Here is a 16717-nt window from a genome sequence, read left to right as displayed (position 1 = left end):
GAGGGGATGTAAGACCAAAATCTTCGGGACGTAAAAAATCTACGAAGGTTGAGGCAATCCCCATTGAATTGGGAAGCCTACACTGTACCGCAAGGTCAGTGTAGGTAGTTCACTTCCGCCTCCCTACGTCGTCGCAATCCCTTCTCTACTTTACTGCCGGGATTGCAGTACATAGGGATAACCGTTTTCAGTTTATCCCATTCCTTATTTTTTAGCGCCTTGGTGATGGTTTGAAAATTACTGCCGCCGTAGAAACTCGCCCCCAAATTGTAGCCAAAGCTAAGTAACGCGCCGCGTTGGTTGTCGTTCATTTCGTCCCAGTGCGGGATTTTTTGCAGTTTGGGTAAATAGTCGTTTTCTAGTTGGTGAATGAGTAGTTGATCGGCTTGTTCTTGAGTGATGCGATCGCCCAATTTCCATTCACCGCCATCCAGTTTTTTGGTGCATCCCCAACCAATAGTAATGGGCTTGCCTCCTGAGAGTGGATCAGGGTAAGCGACGAGATGACAGCCTTCAAACTCTTTGATTAGCTCAATTCCGGGAACAGGTATAGGCATTTTTGGTTACTGAACTCTATGCGATATTATTCCCAGTGCGGCGACCTAGCAACGACGAAATTTTAATCTTTTTGGTGATGGCGAATTATTGATAGGTAGCAAAGTAATCCCCTCAAGTTCAAGCTCAGGGTAGTCGAGCGATGTTCCGTCGGCCATTGCTATACCTATCTCTTTTTTCTTGTTGTTGACAGTATATAGGAAACCTCCATTTTGTTCCAGTTTTCGTCGCCAAAAAACATCAATTGAGCAGTAACGCAGAGACTTTTTGATATATCGCTTTTCATATAACTCAGAAAGTTGTTCGCCAAGCGATCGCCTATAAGTCAAAATCCAGCAAGCACGGATGAGGCGATCACGCTTCTCGTCTTCAATTGCGCTATCGATTTGTTGATAGCCGATCTCGGATAGATGTAGATATTTTTCTAATAGTTCGCCAGCTTCCTTGGGATAGGGATTAGGGGTTGGTGGGTATTCAAGATATCTTTCGGGGTGTTTTGTGCTGTCACCACAATTTACCCACAAGCATTGGCGTTGTTTATGAGTAATCTTTGATAAAGATAGTTCACAAGTATTTCCACAGTCGCAAGCGAGCATCCATGCTGGCCTGTTGTTATCGTCATTGTATCCAGTAAGTTTAATAGCTGTAAGACTGCCAAATCTTTGCCCTGAGATATCGCGTGGGCGGCGCTTATTGTCTATTAAGCCCAGCTTTCTGGCACAACCACAGGAAACCTGTCCTTTGCGATCAAAGCTTTCTCTAGTTCTTTCGATTATATTGCCGCAATCGCATTGTAGTCTCCAAAACTGAATATAAGATCCGTATGAATCAGGGCGCGTGCCACCCTTGCCCAGTACTACAATCCTGCCAAATCTCATCCCTGTGCAATCAGGTTTTGCTCTTTTTTGATTGCGTTCTATCACTCTTAAGCGTTTCTGGCATCCACATGACGGGGGATGTCCTTTATTATTATCAAAATTAATGCGAGGCTTTTCAATAATTTTCCCGCAATTACACTGCAACTTCCATAGTTGAATATTTTTTGAGTTTCTACCTGCTTTGCCAATTACCGTCAAATATCCAAATTTCTGTCCAGTGCAATCAGGTTTCGCCCGCATCTTCATCCACTACAAAATTATCGATTTCAGAGCAAAAATGCAGCCCCACCATCCTCACTCCGCCAGGAACAAAAGCCATGATCGCCAATGCTCTGACTAATACAAATAACCCCTGCTCGAAAACCTGCCTATTCTTAGGAAACAGCAAGTATTCATCAGCTCTTGCAAGCACTCCTTGTGGGTAATTAGCGTCGTCTTTGTGCCATTGTTTCCATTTTTTGTGGTCATCTGGCTGGGGTTCATGGAAGTGTAGCCACTCCCATTCTTCATTGCTAACACCGCCACGATCTTTAATGTGTTTAACAAATCTAGGGACATTGTGATGGAGGAGCGATCGCCACTGAATCAAAAGTTTTTGGTCGCTATTTAGAATTGATCGCATTTGATTCTCCACCATTCCGTGTTTTAATGAGCCACTTTATTGAACAGGAATAGCTATACACTTTTCTTGGAGTAATTCTCAGCTTGACAGCAATTTCTTGCACCGAAAAGCCTTCTTTCTTTAACTGGTACACCTTAAGGCGTTGTTCTTTGCTTTGACACAAATTTGTTGCGGGCGCATCAATATCACTTCGCAGCAATTTTAACAACTCTCCTGACTTTCTATTGATCCCAAGTTTGCTGTAAATATTGCAAGTGTGAGAATTTACAGTCCTTAGTCCCATCTCTGCACGAAGAGCGATCTCTTTGTATGATAAACCCTCTACAAGCAATTTACAAACCAGTTTTTCTTTTGGTGTGAGACAGCGTAATCCCGACATTATCGATACTGTTTAATACTTGTATTTTGTACTTGAGCCGATCGCTTGTCAGGCGCGATCGCGTAAGTCACCCCACGCAAACTAATTTCTAGATTAGTACCAGATTTTTTGATTTTTGGGAATAACTTAAGCCAGGGTTCGGCTGCTTTTGCTGTTGTGTACATTATTGTTTTGTCCAATTACGAGGGGTTGCGCTATCTTTCAATTTTCTTGCGTATACAAAATTCATCTTCCCACTCATAAGCGATCGCCTTCTCGTATATTCTCAACAATTCCATTAACCAACCAACCAAGAAACTCAGAGATACCCAAAAAAGCGCAAGCGTTAACTATTTCAAGATGAAAGAAATTCCAAATAGCAACACAAACAAGTAATAGCCTAATTACTACGAATACGCTTAAAACACAAGCACCTAATGAGGCTAAAAAAGCATCTCCGGCAGTGTGGATTTTCATAACGCGTTCTCCTTTGGATCTAGCGAGGCGATCGCCCATACTTTTGTCACTCATGGCGATCGCTCCTCGGTTCAACCATCATGATAAACACCACATCCCATTAACATCCAAATTTGTGTGAAGAATTTTTCTACTTGCAGATAATCAACAACATCAAGAAGCTGAACATTAAATGTTTCACCCCCTTCTATCGATCTTCTGAATTGAGCGATCGCCCGAAATGTGTAATCGTGAAACCTATATTTTGGTGGGTGGGCTTCAATATGAAGATAGTAGGCTTTTACTCCATTGATTTCTATTATTTTACTTGCAGTAAATACACAGTCTGGATATAGGCGTTTGTTAGCAAATTGCTCATAGCCATTGACCAAAAATTCTAAAACTTTCTTCTGGAATTCACTTTCATTTTCTGATAGTTCTAATTTTTCTCCAGTATTCATGCGATCGCATCCTTAACTGCATTCCACAAAGATTCTGCTGTTTCACGCCACCTAACCATCTTAGGATCATCTGCTGACATTTCATGTTCTTCTTTGAGAGAAACCCCCTCATAAAATGCCAATATTGTCACAAAATCATTGAGGATTTCTCTTACTTGGGGTTCGGTTAGTTGATCGGGGTGAATCATGGTGCGATCGCTCCTAAGACTGAAACAAAAATACCAAAAACCAAAGCAGTGCGACAAATATTTTGATCTGCCAATGTCGTTCAATAATGAGTCTTTTCATAAGCGATCGCTCTCCTTAAAACTATCTTCCTTTGTGCCAAGGCTCACCGTCTTCTGCATCCTCTATTTTCTCCCAGCGCCACATACACCCAAAATTTTTCAACAATGCCCTATGTTGCGGCGTACCAACAGGAACAGGTAATTCATGATCGTAATACCAGCGAAACTCGTAGCAAGGTATAGGGCTAAAACCTGTAAGTTGAGCAAGTGCCACAGAAGCAACTATTTCGCTATCGAAAAGCAATTTAAATATTAGATCCTTGTCTGGGCATGGCTGTTTTATTGCTAATAAAACCCCGCAGTCTTCTTGTTCTAATTCCATAGACATTATCCCTTGAAATTGGCGGTGCGATCGCCTTAAATATCACTACGTTTTTGAATCCAAAACTTGCTTATTCCTACCACTATTTCAGCTTGAGATGCGGGGATATCTACGAGCGATCGCCATTGCTCACATTTGTCCTTTAAAAGCTTTGCGTCAACAAGCGAATCATTGTTTGTGAAGTCGCAATCATTAACACTGGATGGCGGGATAATTCTGTATATAGTTAGCAAGCGATCTTCACTGGAATCTTTTAATATAAATCCCGGCTCACCAACTTCGTCTAAGTATGAAGCACACATCGCGTCTACAACAGAAGATAACTTCCTAATAAAGTCAGATACACGCATCTGAATCGGATTACTGCGGTCGTAATCAGTAGTGGTCATAGCGATCGCCCCTAAGTTACAAAATTTGTATTTTGTTCCATTACTCATTTTTGAAACCTTTGGGGCGAGTTCTTATTCCCATTTTATGAGCCAGGACATGATAATTAAATCCTATGTCCACCACTTCGCCATTCACAAAAGCAATAAAATATTTTAAATCTGTGCTGTAAAACAATTGAGCCATAACTTATATTTTGCCTCTTAATTGCCTAGTGAGTGATTTTCCATAGATACCAAACACAAAGCATTATAAAGCCAACTAATTCAAGCTCGGCTAACACTATAGATAATTCTTGTCTGGCGTATTTACCAATTAGAAGCCTAAGTGCAAGATGATTTAACTTGTCTATCAGAGTTAATAACTCTAATAAACGTTTTAGCAAGAAACAAAGCTCGTCCACTAAAGGTTCAAACATAAAAATTCTTATTTCGCCCCTAAAAATTCCTTCTACTTCTAATTGTCGCCCAATCAAGAACAGAACCAAGCGTCTGAGAAACAACATTTGTCACAGTAATATTAACTGTCGGTGCTTTCGGTTCCTTGGGTAGAGGTATTTTACTATAGGCGACTGTTGGGTTGACCCACGGGCCAAGAGATAGGGATGTGGCGTAGGTGATGCGCGGCACCCCATCCACCACACCCAGAATATTTAATTGAGTCTGCACACTTAATACTACTCTTTGGCGATACTCACCATTACACCAATAATTGAAGCGATCGCCGCTACGTATCTGCAAGTTTCCTGGTATTTGCAGCGATTCTGTAAATCCATTACGCCAATTCTCAATAGCCAATTTACACTGCAAATAAACCAATGCCTCGTTCCAAGTTTTAGCCAGTGGAACCGATTCAGATCCACCAACAGGATCGCTTACTGCGTACCCTGCGCTTTGTACCAAATATCTGTACTGCTGCTGATCATTAATATCAGTTCGCTTGGTATCTTGTGCTGGTTCTTGTCGGGTGTACAAGGGATTGCGTCTTGTAGCTAAAGTTAATTCGCCCATACTTTCTTCAGTCCACACGCGTTCGACGGCTTGGGCGATCGCTTGTCCTTGGGCTTTAAATTCAATATTGTGAGCCAAGATTTTTTGATCTGTAATCAGATCGCCTCGCTCAATAATTGGGTAGCCGTTCTCGAAACCTACGGTTTTCTCCTTGTATTCGGCGGGAATGATTTGTCGATACATTTGGAACCGCGACTCCTCCCCGACAATAAAGTCAGGTTGACCGTCATCAATGTTCTTGCGAGAAGCAAAAGCGGTCATCTCTGTGCGCTCCCACTCCACATAATAAGGAGGCGCATAATCTGGATTAATTAATGGAGTGAGTGAACTTGTGCCGTCACGGTTACAGGTTTTGACTAATTCAAATAACCCTTCACTCGCCACGTATTCAGGGAATAATTTCAAAGAGTAACTGGTGCGCCCGGTGACGGGGACGCGGAAGAAGCTGTATAAACTGTATTCATCGTCACTTGGGGTTAGTTCCAATGTTTCCGGTGCTTGCGGGTTTTCCTCCTTGTAGCGAACTGTGTTGTACCCGCTTGTAATTACATAGAGTAAGTAGCCTGTATTGTAATCGTAGTAGTAATCAGTCGTGGTGCGCCGAATGCACCGCCAGATTGTATTAGGGTCGCCGGATAAATTACCTGTAGCGCCGTTGTAGATCGATGCTGCGGTGTAGGCAAATCCCCAAGTTTCATCAACTACTTGTACCTTGGTTCCGTTTTCCTCGGTTACATAACTGCGAGATTTGGTTTGTCCTCCAATATCAAAGCACAGGGACATGGTTTTGATTTCGCTTACACCTTCCAAGGGAATATTCGCTGTCACATCCCCTTCTGCCCTGGTGTTGCGCTTGATTTCCTTCCGTACATACCTTGGGGTTTGCCCCTGGGTGCGTTCTTGTTCTTTGGTGGTGGTTTCGGTGAAGTCGCCCGTGATTTCGATGTTTGGGTATTCAAAACCAAGCGCCGTCGCTCCCTCCCCCCTCAATGTCGGCACAGGTGCAGCAGTAATAGTAGAGGGGAAGTTCACCAAATCTACACTGGGATTGTAATCAGCAATGCTTGTTAACCGAGACTTACTAGTTTTAGCGATCGCCTCGTAACTCGTCTCGACTTCCCCCAAAATATCGCTTTCTTGATAAGTCCATACCCTAGTTGAATTAACTGGGACTACTTGAATACCCTGGGCATTGGAATAACGAACAAAGGAATTAGCCAAGCGGAGGCGATCGCTTAGTAGCTGTATTGGGCTAACAACCGCATCTCTTGGTGTGTCGTCGGGAATGGGGACTGGTGCTAAGTTGGGGCCGATATAGTTAATGCCGAGTTTGGCTAGTAACAGAGCGATCGTAGTGTTACTATTGGGGTCAACGTTTACAGTGTTGGTAGAAACGCACTCCGGGTCTTGAAAGGGTGTATCCGAGGGTGCGTTATTTTTTCCATCACTGCGAAGAAAGCATAGAGTATCAAGGTAGTTCTCCCAGCGACCACCAAGCGATGCTGACACCTTGATTCTAGAATCTGGGTAAATAGCACGGGGCAATTCAGTTAGGTTAAGGCTGTTGATTCGTAGTGGGATGCCATATAAATCAATCTCTGTTCCTGGCTTAAAGATATTTTGTAGAGTTGATTTGCTTACACCAGTCACTTCAAATTCAAACTGGGCGGTGGGGTGCTGCTCAAAGGATTCATTGAGAGCGATCGCACCTGTTAGTGGTAGTTTTGTGAATAAGTCCGGGTGTGGGGGTAGTAGTAGCGGCGGGGCAAATTTGAGTTGCTCTCTACCGCCTAGTACTTTGATGCTACCGCCAGACTGAGAAACTTGTACTGTTTTGGTGTAGGGGTTATACAGGAACTCGTTCGTCTGTGGATTTTCGGGATCTACGGCGGGTGTGAGGGTTTGTCCGTTAATTTCTACTGCCATTACTGATTCCCAGTTATCAGGGAGACTTACATCTCCTGTATTCGTCGCCGTGTAGGCTTCACCTCCACCAAAATCTACAACTACCAATGGAGCGTAGTAGTTGGTATCAAACTTGATTTGGGTGTTGAGGGCGAGGCGATCGCTTTTCGCCGTGGTGGGGAGGTAGGGAGAAGAAACCAACATATACAAAAACCGCGTCAAACGCGGCTTGCAAAAAAGGAATATTGGTTAATCTAGCACAGGCGATCGCGCTGTCAAAAGCTATTTAGCGTATAAACAATATCTTCTACCGTAGTTAGTCTTTCTGCCTTAATCAACAAATCATCTCCCTTAACCTCAATCCAAATCACATTCGATAATTCTCGCAGTAATTCATAATTGCGAGGGCGGGGAGATATCCTATAAACGCCGTCACCTAGCTCTATATAGGAAAAGCATATATCGCACTCATTTAGTTCTTTTAGTCGAGATTCAATATTTTGAATCAATCGAAACATCGCAGTAAAAGCAAAGCCAAAAGTAAGCAACCATAAATAGTTCAATCAATCAACCCCTCATCATTAAATGTAAACGACATCTTAGAAGCAAGAGCGATCGCTCTCCATTCGTCAACTTCTTCTATCGATGGTTTGCTTGGTAGTGGTACGCCTTCCATTGCTTGATTCCATAGCAGTGCGAACACAGGTAAATTAACATCAGCATTAGAAGTACCAAGAGCGATCGCGTAAGCCTCCATCCTATTTTTTGCTTGCTGATTCAAGGTTGTGGATGCGGCGCGGTTATAGGCTTCATTCACAAGCAAGGCGTTGTTAAATCCTACCCAGTCTAGTGGTTGCGAGTTATTTGCAGCGACAAAGTTAGCGCCATCCCAGATGTCGCCGATATTGGCTGTTTCTGAGGCGATCGCTTCTATTGCAGGATCGAAGTCTTCCAGTCTCTCGATCAGCACCACATTGACTACTTGATTGTTTTCAATAATTGCATATCGCATCACCACCACCTCACACGAACTTCACCGCGTCCCCCGTTACCACCAGCGCCGCCTTGTACTGTGCCTACGCCACCACCACCGCCACCGCCGCTAGGAATACCACCATTTCCGCCAGTACCGCCAGTTGTTGAGCTACCACCACCGCCACCGCCGCCTGTGCCTGCACCTGTACTAGAATCTGCACCATTCCCACCATTACCGCCGACTGTGCCTGCACTACCGCCGGAATTAAGATTCGCACCACCCGCAAAACCTGTACCAGTAGCACTGGTAGCACCACCGCCACCACTACAACCTCCATAACCGCTACTAACACCAGCGTTACCAGCGCCGCTTCCACCTGCTCCACCAAAGAGTGATGTCGAGCCAGACGCGCTACCACCGTTGCCACCGTCAGGGATACCAGAAGTAGAGCCACTAGCAAGGGTTCCACCTCCACGCCCTCCCGTTGTGCTATTGGGAGATGCGCCGCCTCCTGCAAATAAATAATTTCCAAAACTACTGTTTCCGGGACTAGTGCCACCGCTTCCACCCGATCCGCTACTTCCTGCCCCTCCAGTTCCGCCAGCGCCAACCGTTACGGTTACGGTACTGGTTAAATCTGCGGCCGAGAAGGTTCGTCTAGAGCAAGCGCCGCCACCCCCGCTACTACCACCCGTTGTTGTACCCGCACCACGCCCAGCGCCACCACCTCCAAAGCACTCCACTTCTATAAAGGTGGCATTGCTTGGCTTTGTCCATGTACCGGAGGATATAAACACTTGATAGCCGCTAATTGCTTCTATCTGCTTTTTCTTGATTGACATTATTCGTTGGTAGTGTACAGCGCGACTACGGTATCAGTGGTTTCTAGATTAAATCCGGCATTGTTAGCACTCCAGGTTATTGCTTTTCCTGAGATACTGAAATGAGATGCGATCGCACTTACGATTACACCGTTCACAATTAGATGTACGTTGTTGTTAGTTGATGGGGTTTTAGTAAGGTCGTTAATCGTATTTAAGGCGGTAACTGTTAACACTTCTGTGAATAATGCCGCACCGCCAACAGCACCACCGAGAGGATCTGTATAAACATTTCGCGCTATAGCGAAATTTGCAGGTAAGCGATAGAAGTCAAATCGATAAATGAAATCAAAATCAATTGATTGGGAACTAGCAAAGGTGTAGGAGGTTTCGGTTCCGTCAATTAGCGAAAAGAAAGATAAAGTGTAAACACCAGTAGAACTTGATAGCTTACCGTAAATTTCATTCCCAGAAGCATCTGTCAGCACTTCTTTTGTGGTGTTACTGCGAATTGGTATTGGCGTACTTCCTGTTACAATCCCAATCGCCGTAGATGTTGCCACCTGCACAGGCACACTTGCTCCACCCTGTCCCGCACTACTCAAGGCGCTAGTAATTGGAGTAGTTACCGTTGCCGATGAACCGGTGACACTTACATTTTGAATAGTAATAGGCGCATCAATTAACTTTTCTATTTGCTTTGCTTTAATAGGCATTAGTAATAAACCTCAATCACATCTGAATTATCCAAACCAAAAGTATTTAGCCAATTTAAAGTAGAACTATTAATATTGAAATCTTGTGAAAATTTCGCCTTGCATCCATTAATAAAAAGCATGGCTTTTTCAGGAGATGAGACGACTTGATTTAGTTGAAAATTATTACTGCCCGTGTATTGTAAAAGTTGATAATAATTAGTACTAGTTGGCGGCGGATCTCCCCCTCCCGCATCCTGCATTCTCAAATCAGAAAGCTCAACTTCACCCTCGCCCGCTTCAACGGTAAAAAAGACTACTTCATTGCCGAATTTGCAACTGTATTTAGAAGATATTAAACTATCTTCGTTTGCCCAGAGTTCAACAGATAATTCACCATTTTCATCTGTGCGTTCCGTCCATGTGCGCTTGGTGTATTGATTTTCAGCATCAAAGCCACCCGTAAAATTAAACATTACGGGATGATTAGTTAAAGGCTCTCCATTAGGTTTTAAAAATCTGCCTTTTACAATCCGTAGCATTAGATTTTAAACCCTGATTTCTTCAACAAATCTACGCCTTTTTGCTGTTCAAAAATCTCTAAGTCTCTTGCTTTTTGTAGCTCGTCAAGCGCCTCCTTGCCACGCAGACGATCGCCTATTTGTTTAGCAAGCAGAGCGATCGCACCTGGGGATAAATTGTTTAACAGATATTCCAAGTCCGAAGGGCGAGGAATCAATAGCATTTCCGCCAGCACATCTAAATTGAAGTCCCCGCTAGTAACCCTTAGCCCCCCTGCGCCCTTGCCCCTCAGCCCCTCTGCTTCATAATCGAACCCCATGAGCAACTCAAGCCCTGAGATCCAAAATTCCCCGCGTGACTCGGCAGCAATGAAAAAGCTATGGCGAGATGCGGGGGTGAGGATGGAGGGATCGAAGCCTAAGCGATCGCCCAGGTGTTGATAGTAGGGAGTGAGTCCTGAGTAAAACACCTCATCTGCTTCTACCAAGTGCGAATCCTGTATGTGACGGGTGCGATTGATTAACTCTAGATGGTAGGCGCGGATTGTAGGAGCGATCGCCCATGATGGTGATTTAACCAAGAGGAAATCACCATCTATGGTATCCAGTCTCCAAAACTCCATACTTCGGCTACGCTCAGTAACCATCAGCAAACAACCTCAAGATTAGGATAGAACATCTGAAAGCCTATCCCCGTACCATCATTGGGATCTTCTAAAATACGGAAATTAGCTTGCCTTGCGGGATCTTGGTTGATTTCACCACCAGCTAGGCGTGTACAGTATCGGGCGCGAAATCCTGCTACTTTTTCATTAAAATCAATGCCCTGTGCCTTGATTTCAACTACATCCAACAATTCAGCACTAATAATGGTAGCCGCACTGAGTGTCACAGGAACCCACCCCTCAATTCTGTATCCAGTATCGGCAAGTTCGGGACTGAGTGTGATTGCCAAGTTGTTACCAATCACAATCTGATCATTGGCAGGGGATGAGGCAACTATTTCTAATGGTTGAGCAAGCTTAGTCACTGGATCGATGTAGTAAATTTCGGAGTAGTCAGAGGCGGATTGAGCCGTAACGCCAAAACCTGTTTGCCCTGAAGTCCTAGCTGGAAAGGATGTCTTGGTTGCGTCAAGTTCAAAATACGCAAACCCTTCTACATTAGTACCAGCAGCCATCAGCCTGCCGTGGACAAAAGTATCCCATTCGGGTGAAGCTACCGAGCATTCAAGCTGAATTTCGGGCGCGATTTCGTTGGAGTAAGTAAAGGCGGTAACTGTTTGCCCTTTACAGGACTTGGTTTTTAATTCCTCAATAGATTCGCCCATCTGGATAGACATTGTGCCAGGGGCTGTAATTACACCCATCGGGATTTTGACACGTTCGCCTGAAATAGTCGCGTAACGACTAATGCCTAACCGCGTCCATGTTCTTAAGCCATATTGAGCATTTACCATAAACTACCTTTTGATATGAGTTGAAATATTAAAAGTCACTGCGTAAAAATAAACACCGTTGTCGTTACGAATAAATCTGTCACTTCCCAAATAAAATTCGCCCGTAACACCTTGAACACAAGGGCAAAAGCCAAATATCAACCCCTGAATTTCCTCCAACAATTCCACCGCTTTATCTTCGTTGCGTAAATCGCGGTACTCAACTGCGATTTGGAAGGAGCGATCGCCCTGCTGGAATGCAACCCTTGTTGTAGTGGTGGGTGGGGTGAACGTGCCACCTGCATAAGATACGCGAATAATGTAGTCGTGACGGACTTGAGAATTTGAACCAGCTTCCCCTTCTGTATCGTCAGCAAAGATTCGCGCTCTATCAGAGAGGGGTTGCAGTTGGGCGATAATAGCTTGCTTGATTTCCTTGAGCATCAGTTATCAGTTATCAGTTATCAGTTATCAGTTATCAGTTATCGGTTTTTATTGATTACTGGTAACTGTCCACTGTTCGCTGATTTAGTACCTGTAAATATCTTGAACGTTTAACAATTCTCTTGTTAGGTTTGCCTCACCACCCGGCACATAAGCCACCGACCAATCATCAAGCAAGTTACCGCGATCGTCTACTAAAGGATTGGTTTCAAGGCGCTTTGGTAGCGGAAATCCTGTTGGATCAAGCAGTACCATGATGCCCTTTTCGATATCCTTGAGACGCGCGATCGCGTTGTTGTACCGTGTCGCAAACTGCTCAGGGGCATTGTTTTGAGCAAGTCTGTACCAAGCAATGTCAACACAGTAGGTGCGGATAGTTGAGGGGATAAATTCTAGAGGTGTGGCGTAACGGGTTGCCAAATAACCATCAATTTCGCCACTGGCATCCTCTAGAACCTGTTGGAGGCGATCGCTGTTCACGGTCGTGGCGCTGGGATTATCAAGGTTGGTCAATTCGACTGTTTCTTGATTGCCAATCACCGATGTAAATTCCTCAACCGTGGCGTAGCTCATGGAGTTTCAGGTTCCTCTTCTGGCTTGCGGGGTTGCTTTTTGGGTGGGGACTTAGGGGTTTCTTCAACCAATTCAACTACACCTGCGGCAATTAAAGGAGCGAACACTTCTTCGCCCGCCTCAAGCTCATCGCCTACTTGATAGACTTTTTCGCCAAAATGAACAGAACCAACGGTAACTACTGCTTTCATCACGCCACCGCATTTTTAATTAAGTAGCCAGAAATAATCTTGCTATCAGATTCCTGCACACCAGTAGCGACAACCTTGCGGTCAAAGTCGAGCTGGTAGTAGGTGTATTTGTTCTCTTCATTACGTCCTGGGTCGTACATCAAGGGGTTGTTGACGTAAACATAGGTGTAGCCATAGGAAGGCTCAAGCATATTTACGTCGATGTTGCCCATTGGGCGGTAGGGTAAGCGATCGCTGTTCAAGGCCGCAGGATTCGTATACGCCAAGACGATATCTTTATCCATGACGCGAGACTTGGTAGCACCAACCTTTTTCAAGGCTTTTACTTTGCGGCAACGAGCGAAACCGAAGATTTGAGCCAAGGTGTCTTCTGTTAGTTGCTGTCTAAGCCCTGGGGTTGTGTTGGTTGAGGTGAAGTTTCGAGCGTATTTGGTGGCTAAGGCATCAAAGGCTGAAACACCAATTAGCATTACATTTGGCTCAACCCCAATTTGATTCCCAACAGCAGTAATCCCTGTTCTAATTACTGGATCTGGGTCAACTCCAGACTCATTTAACTGAGTCCCGGAACTTAAGGTAACGACGTTATTGGTTGCGTAGTTGGCGGCAGTGGTAGCGATCGCTGCGGATTCAATTTCGTGGCGCAACCCTGCTTTTGACATTAGGACGTTGGTAGCCATTGCGCCCCAATTGATTTTCATATTCGCCATTTCATTGCGGCGTTTATCTGGGACTTTGTAAGTCAGACCCTTGAACGCCAATTTGAAGGGTACGCCAGAGTAACCGGATTGTACTTCCGGGTAAGGCGCACCATCAGCGCGATCGTCTGTCACGTCTTCGTAAGCTGCTTCATCAAACTGGATGATTTGACCACCATAGGTACTAACATCCGCCAAGGGGAACAGAAGACGCATCACAAAATCAGGCTGCTTGTAACCTTGAGCAAGGTTTGTGAGTACCTGATTAATACCTAAACGTGATTCTAAAACTGAAACTGGGGAGGGCATAAATTTTTAAAGTACTGAGTGCTGAGTGCTGAGTGCTGAGTACGCCTGTGGCGCTTGGACTTGATTAGTGCTAAGTGACAAGTATTACTACTCAACACTCAGCACTTTCAACTCAGCACTTAAACAGAGGTGATATAAACTTCGACAAACTGTCCGGCTGCGCCTGCGGTTTGTCCTGGCACTAGACGTGCGGCAACGATTGAGCCAGATGTCCAAGGAATAAAGCGTCCTTGAGCATCGGTCTTGAGCCGAGGCTCTGACCCGTTAATCGCTGCGCCAGCCTCAGCCATTGCGGTTTCACCCATAATGGCGCGACCTTGATCGCCTGCTGCGATATTTTCATCAGCGATCGCAAAGATTGCCTGTCCTGCGGAACTTGTGCCGTCTGTTGCTTGCGCCCAAGCGTGAGTTATGCCGCGTCCTTTACTGATAGCAGCAGAGGGAACGACGGTAACGACTCTGGTTGCTAGTTGTTGTTTACTCATAGTTATTAGTCATTAGTCATTAGTCATTGGTCAACAGAACTAGTAGGTGAACCCTAGCGCCGTCGCGGCTTCGGAGTAATTATGAGCATCACTTGGGTCTTTGCCGTTTTGTTTGCACCAAGCGCGGATCGCGGTATCTTGCTTGACTGATTCTGCACTTGCGCCAGGGAGGGCGAAACTTTGGTTGTGAGGACTAACGGGATCTGTGAAGTTAGGAGCGATCGCTTCTCCATAGTTCCAGGATGGTTGGTCGTTGAGCATATCCATCAAGGCTTGGCGCGGGGTCTTGCTACCAACGTCCTCAGAGAAGTCAATATTGGCGGTGTTGGGGGTGTTTAGCAACAATGTAATGGTGTCAGCTTTTTTAGCGGCTAATACCTTACCTTGGTTAACCAATCCCTCTACAAAGCTGTTTACTTGTTGCCTTTCAAAAGCTTCTTCCCTAAGCCTCAAGGCTTTTTCTCTGTCTGCTAAGGCTTGTTCTTGTTCGCTCATATCCATCGATTTTTTCTTTTTCTTTGAGAGGTATTCTTCACCCTCCATATCTTCTTCGTCATCCTCCATCATTTCCTCTTCGTCATCCATCGGCTTTGTCTTTTTCATGCCTTCTCCGTACTCCGATAACTCTTCTCGTTCTAACTGAGCGATTCGCATTTGCAATTCGTAGATTTGGCGGGATTTATCTGAATCCATCTCTGCCATGCTGCGAAGTGCGGCGATTTGATCGGCAGGAAGCACACGATCCGCCACCTCCAAGCTTTCGGACTCAATTAAGTATTCGCGCTGTCTCTGGAACAAATCAGCCGCGATCATCCAAGGAGAACTTGCTATCATCACCCCCATAAAATCGATTACCCCTTCTTCTTGTTCGTTAAAACTGATTGCATAGGGTTCAAAAACCCCTGCTCCCCACTCCCTGCTCCCTACCTCCATCCATTCCGGTGGCGGGTCGGGTAAAGCTGCTAGTCCTTTACAGGCAGGTGGGGTTGTACCTAGTCCGGCAATGTGTCTTAGGCTCCACTTGCCGGAATAGGGGTTATTTGGGGAATTTGGTAAGTAAAAGCTACTAGAAACTGAGTGGATTTGTTTATCTCGTACCCACTGAGCAAAATCCTTGGATACTTTCTCAAATCCAGCCATGAGGCGATCGCCTGCCAACCGCAATTGTTTGGGGATGCCGTGGCACAGTTCTTTGGATTTAGACGCGGTTTTATCCGTGTAACTTCCAATGTCGTGTCCAATGCTTTGACTAACTATCAATGGGGCGCGGAAGTGTTCAGGGTTATAAGTGTCAACCACTTGCTGTAAGTCAGCAGGGGTGATAGTGGTCATCTCCCCATTCGACGCGGGGCGAGTACCTGCTTTAAATATTTCTATTTCATATAAAGAGGGCATTTATCGTAGCAAATTTCAGGTTTTAATCTGCTTAAAATAGATGAAAATAGGTTATTTTGAAAAGACGCACTCACCTACTCACTCACCTATGGTTGCAGTACCAAAATTAACAGAATACCCGCCATGTGAAACACTACGGCGGGTACGTACAGAAAAGGGATTAACCCAAGTTCAATTGTCAATATTACTTATTCAGTCGGGTCACAGGGTTGAGAGTCGCTATATTAGCGGTTTTGAGTCGGGACACAGACAGCCTTGGCCTGCGGCAAGGAGAGCGATCGCTTCTGTTTTGGAGATGAGTGAGGCAGATTTGTTTCCTGAAGTCTGATCAAAAGGATGGGCTACAAGCAGCGATCGCATCTATTTTGAAATCTATCTTTCTATTCCCCTTTCTTGCATTTTTCTTTTTAGGCGATCGTACCGAGCTTGATCCTTTTCTTGATATTTTTCGTCGAGACTGGAATAAGCCTTTCCTAGCGCATCGGACGCTTTTTGATACCTCCATGATTCAGGGGTTTCATTGTCCCCTACTTCTTCATCGATCTGATAAAAATAATAATCAAATTTTTTATCAGAATACTCTTTTAGCGCGTCAATTTCTAGCAATGTGTTTTCCATGTCCTCGATTTCAGCATTACTAGCTCTTGTAAGTTCATTAGCTTTTTTAGCTAAAGATGTGGCGTAAGTCCTAGTTTCTTTACCGTTAGGTTCTTTTTTAATAAAATCTTCTACTGTTTGCTTGGGAGGGTTTTTATATTTATCCAGCAGTCTTTGTTTTAATGTACTCGTATCCCCTGATTCGTTTTTGGGCGCGAATTTACCTGAATCAGCAAGAAGGCTCACACCTACCCGATAGGGAGGTGTTGAGATGAATTGCGAGTGAGTCGAGTTGCGTAGTCTTGACGATTTTGAGCGTAGCGAAAACAGGAA

The 16717-nt window shown here is 44.8% G+C and carries 27 protein-coding genes; 1 reads left to right on the top strand and 26 read right to left on the bottom strand.

Translation table 11 applies throughout. From position 1 onward, the window contains the following. Positions 1 to 95: 95 nt before the first annotated feature. From H6G77_RS34085 to H6G77_RS33965, 25 genes are all read right to left on the bottom strand, one after another. On the bottom strand, positions 96 to 557 hold the full coding sequence (locus H6G77_RS34085; RefSeq protein WP_190873995.1) for a lysozyme: 462 nt from the start codon (positions 555 to 557) through the stop codon (positions 96 to 98). Between the two features lie 45 nt (positions 558 to 602). Then, positions 603 to 1631: a hypothetical protein gene (locus H6G77_RS34080; protein WP_190873994.1), complete on the bottom strand. Its 1029-nt coding sequence runs from the start codon at positions 1629 to 1631 to the stop codon at positions 603 to 605. A gap of 25 nt (positions 1632 to 1656) precedes the next feature. Further along, on the bottom strand, positions 1657 to 2055 hold the full coding sequence (locus tag H6G77_RS34075) for a hypothetical protein (RefSeq protein WP_190873993.1): 399 nt from the start codon (positions 2053 to 2055) through the stop codon (positions 1657 to 1659). Beyond that, complete coding sequence (locus H6G77_RS36700) at positions 2036 to 2434, bottom strand: LuxR C-terminal-related transcriptional regulator (RefSeq protein ID WP_190873992.1); 399 nt, start codon at positions 2432 to 2434, stop codon at positions 2036 to 2038. Before H6G77_RS36700 ends, H6G77_RS34075 begins: the two co-directional genes overlap by 20 nt. Beyond that, positions 2434 to 2598 (bottom strand): hypothetical protein, encoded by a 165-nt coding sequence (locus H6G77_RS34065; protein WP_190873991.1) that lies wholly within the window; start codon positions 2596 to 2598, stop codon positions 2434 to 2436. The genes H6G77_RS36700 and H6G77_RS34065 overlap by 1 nt, the downstream gene beginning before the upstream one ends. A 73-nt stretch (positions 2599 to 2671) precedes the next feature. Next, the gene (locus tag H6G77_RS34060) at positions 2672 to 2944 is read right to left on the bottom strand and encodes a hypothetical protein (RefSeq protein WP_190873990.1); all 273 of its coding nucleotides are present in this window, start codon (positions 2942 to 2944) and stop codon (positions 2672 to 2674) included. 17 nt (positions 2945 to 2961) lie between these two features. Further along, positions 2962 to 3330: a hypothetical protein gene (locus H6G77_RS34055; RefSeq protein WP_190873989.1), complete on the bottom strand. Its 369-nt coding sequence runs from the start codon at positions 3328 to 3330 to the stop codon at positions 2962 to 2964. After that, positions 3327 to 3518, bottom strand: coding sequence for a hypothetical protein (locus tag H6G77_RS34050; protein ID WP_190873988.1), 192 nt, complete (start codon positions 3516 to 3518; stop codon positions 3327 to 3329). The genes H6G77_RS34055 and H6G77_RS34050 overlap by 4 nt, the downstream gene beginning before the upstream one ends. 121 nt (positions 3519 to 3639) lie before the next feature. Continuing rightward, on the bottom strand, positions 3640 to 3939 hold the full coding sequence (locus H6G77_RS34045; protein ID WP_190873987.1) for a hypothetical protein: 300 nt from the start codon (positions 3937 to 3939) through the stop codon (positions 3640 to 3642). A gap of 35 nt (positions 3940 to 3974) precedes the next feature. Further along, complete coding sequence (locus H6G77_RS34040; RefSeq protein WP_190873986.1) at positions 3975 to 4376, bottom strand: hypothetical protein; 402 nt, start codon at positions 4374 to 4376, stop codon at positions 3975 to 3977. After that, positions 4369 to 4512 (bottom strand): hypothetical protein, encoded by a 144-nt coding sequence (locus H6G77_RS34035; RefSeq protein ID WP_190873985.1) that lies wholly within the window; start codon positions 4510 to 4512, stop codon positions 4369 to 4371. The genes H6G77_RS34040 and H6G77_RS34035 overlap by 8 nt, the downstream gene beginning before the upstream one ends. 251 nt (positions 4513 to 4763) lie before the next feature. Then, positions 4764 to 7445: a hypothetical protein gene (locus H6G77_RS34030; protein ID WP_190873984.1), complete on the bottom strand. Its 2682-nt coding sequence runs from the start codon at positions 7443 to 7445 to the stop codon at positions 4764 to 4766. A 71-nt stretch (positions 7446 to 7516) separates the two neighbouring features. Next, positions 7517 to 7804: a hypothetical protein gene (locus H6G77_RS34025; RefSeq protein WP_190873983.1), complete on the bottom strand. Its 288-nt coding sequence runs from the start codon at positions 7802 to 7804 to the stop codon at positions 7517 to 7519. Then, complete coding sequence (locus tag H6G77_RS34020) at positions 7801 to 8253, bottom strand: hypothetical protein (RefSeq protein WP_190873982.1); 453 nt, start codon at positions 8251 to 8253, stop codon at positions 7801 to 7803. Before H6G77_RS34020 ends, H6G77_RS34025 begins: the two co-directional genes overlap by 4 nt. Continuing rightward, on the bottom strand, positions 8253 to 9059 hold the full coding sequence (locus tag H6G77_RS34015) for a hypothetical protein (RefSeq protein WP_190873981.1): 807 nt from the start codon (positions 9057 to 9059) through the stop codon (positions 8253 to 8255). Before H6G77_RS34015 ends, H6G77_RS34020 begins: the two co-directional genes overlap by 1 nt. Then, positions 9059 to 9754 carry a hypothetical protein gene (locus H6G77_RS34010; RefSeq protein WP_190873980.1) on the bottom strand — a complete coding sequence of 232 codons (696 nt, stop codon included), beginning with the start codon at positions 9752 to 9754 and terminating at the stop codon, positions 9059 to 9061. Before H6G77_RS34010 ends, H6G77_RS34015 begins: the two co-directional genes overlap by 1 nt. After that, on the bottom strand, positions 9754 to 10209 hold the full coding sequence (locus tag H6G77_RS34005; RefSeq protein WP_190873979.1) for a hypothetical protein: 456 nt from the start codon (positions 10207 to 10209) through the stop codon (positions 9754 to 9756). Before H6G77_RS34005 ends, H6G77_RS34010 begins: the two co-directional genes overlap by 1 nt. A gap of 65 nt (positions 10210 to 10274) precedes the next feature. Then, positions 10275 to 10901, bottom strand: coding sequence for a hypothetical protein (locus H6G77_RS34000; RefSeq protein WP_190873978.1), 627 nt, complete (start codon positions 10899 to 10901; stop codon positions 10275 to 10277). Then, entirely contained in the window at positions 10901 to 11713 is an 813-nt protein-coding gene (locus tag H6G77_RS33995) for a hypothetical protein (RefSeq protein ID WP_190873977.1), read from the bottom strand. Before H6G77_RS33995 ends, H6G77_RS34000 begins: the two co-directional genes overlap by 1 nt. 3 nt (positions 11714 to 11716) lie before the next feature. Beyond that, the gene (locus tag H6G77_RS33990; RefSeq protein ID WP_190873976.1) at positions 11717 to 12136 is read right to left on the bottom strand and encodes a Gp37 family protein; all 420 of its coding nucleotides are present in this window, start codon (positions 12134 to 12136) and stop codon (positions 11717 to 11719) included. Between the two features lie 84 nt (positions 12137 to 12220). Further along, positions 12221 to 12709 carry a gp436 family protein gene (locus H6G77_RS33985; RefSeq protein ID WP_190873975.1) on the bottom strand — a complete coding sequence of 163 codons (489 nt, stop codon included), beginning with the start codon at positions 12707 to 12709 and terminating at the stop codon, positions 12221 to 12223. Next, positions 12706 to 12900: a hypothetical protein gene (locus H6G77_RS33980; RefSeq protein WP_190873974.1), complete on the bottom strand. Its 195-nt coding sequence runs from the start codon at positions 12898 to 12900 to the stop codon at positions 12706 to 12708. Before H6G77_RS33980 ends, H6G77_RS33985 begins: the two co-directional genes overlap by 4 nt. Beyond that, positions 12900 to 13907 carry a hypothetical protein gene (locus H6G77_RS33975; RefSeq protein WP_190873973.1) on the bottom strand — a complete coding sequence of 336 codons (1008 nt, stop codon included), beginning with the start codon at positions 13905 to 13907 and terminating at the stop codon, positions 12900 to 12902. The genes H6G77_RS33980 and H6G77_RS33975 overlap by 1 nt, the downstream gene beginning before the upstream one ends. Positions 13908 to 14026: 119 nt before the next feature. Beyond that, positions 14027 to 14392, bottom strand: a complete 366-nt coding sequence (locus H6G77_RS33970) for a hypothetical protein (RefSeq protein WP_190873972.1) — start codon at positions 14390 to 14392, stop codon at positions 14027 to 14029. Positions 14393 to 14431: 39 nt separating this feature from the next. Further along, positions 14432 to 15724 (bottom strand): hypothetical protein, encoded by a 1293-nt coding sequence (locus H6G77_RS33965; protein WP_190873971.1) that lies wholly within the window; start codon positions 15722 to 15724, stop codon positions 14432 to 14434. Between the two features lie 151 nt (positions 15725 to 15875). Between H6G77_RS33965 and H6G77_RS33960 the strand changes: the two genes are divergently transcribed. Further along, positions 15876 to 16115: a helix-turn-helix domain-containing protein gene (locus H6G77_RS33960; protein WP_190873970.1), complete on the top strand. Its 240-nt coding sequence runs from the start codon at positions 15876 to 15878 to the stop codon at positions 16113 to 16115. Positions 16116 to 16159: 44 nt separating this feature from the next. Here H6G77_RS33960 and H6G77_RS33955 read toward each other — a convergent pair. Continuing rightward, the coding region (locus H6G77_RS33955; protein WP_206758070.1) for a hypothetical protein at positions 16160 to 16717 on the bottom strand (558 nt) is incomplete at its 5' end.

This window comes from Aulosira sp. FACHB-615 (assembly GCF_014698045.1).
GTDB lineage: Bacteria > Cyanobacteriota > Cyanobacteriia > Cyanobacteriales > Nostocaceae > Nostoc_B.
Note: the sequence above shows the minus strand (reverse complement) of the source record. Positions and strands in the feature narration are given on the sequence as shown.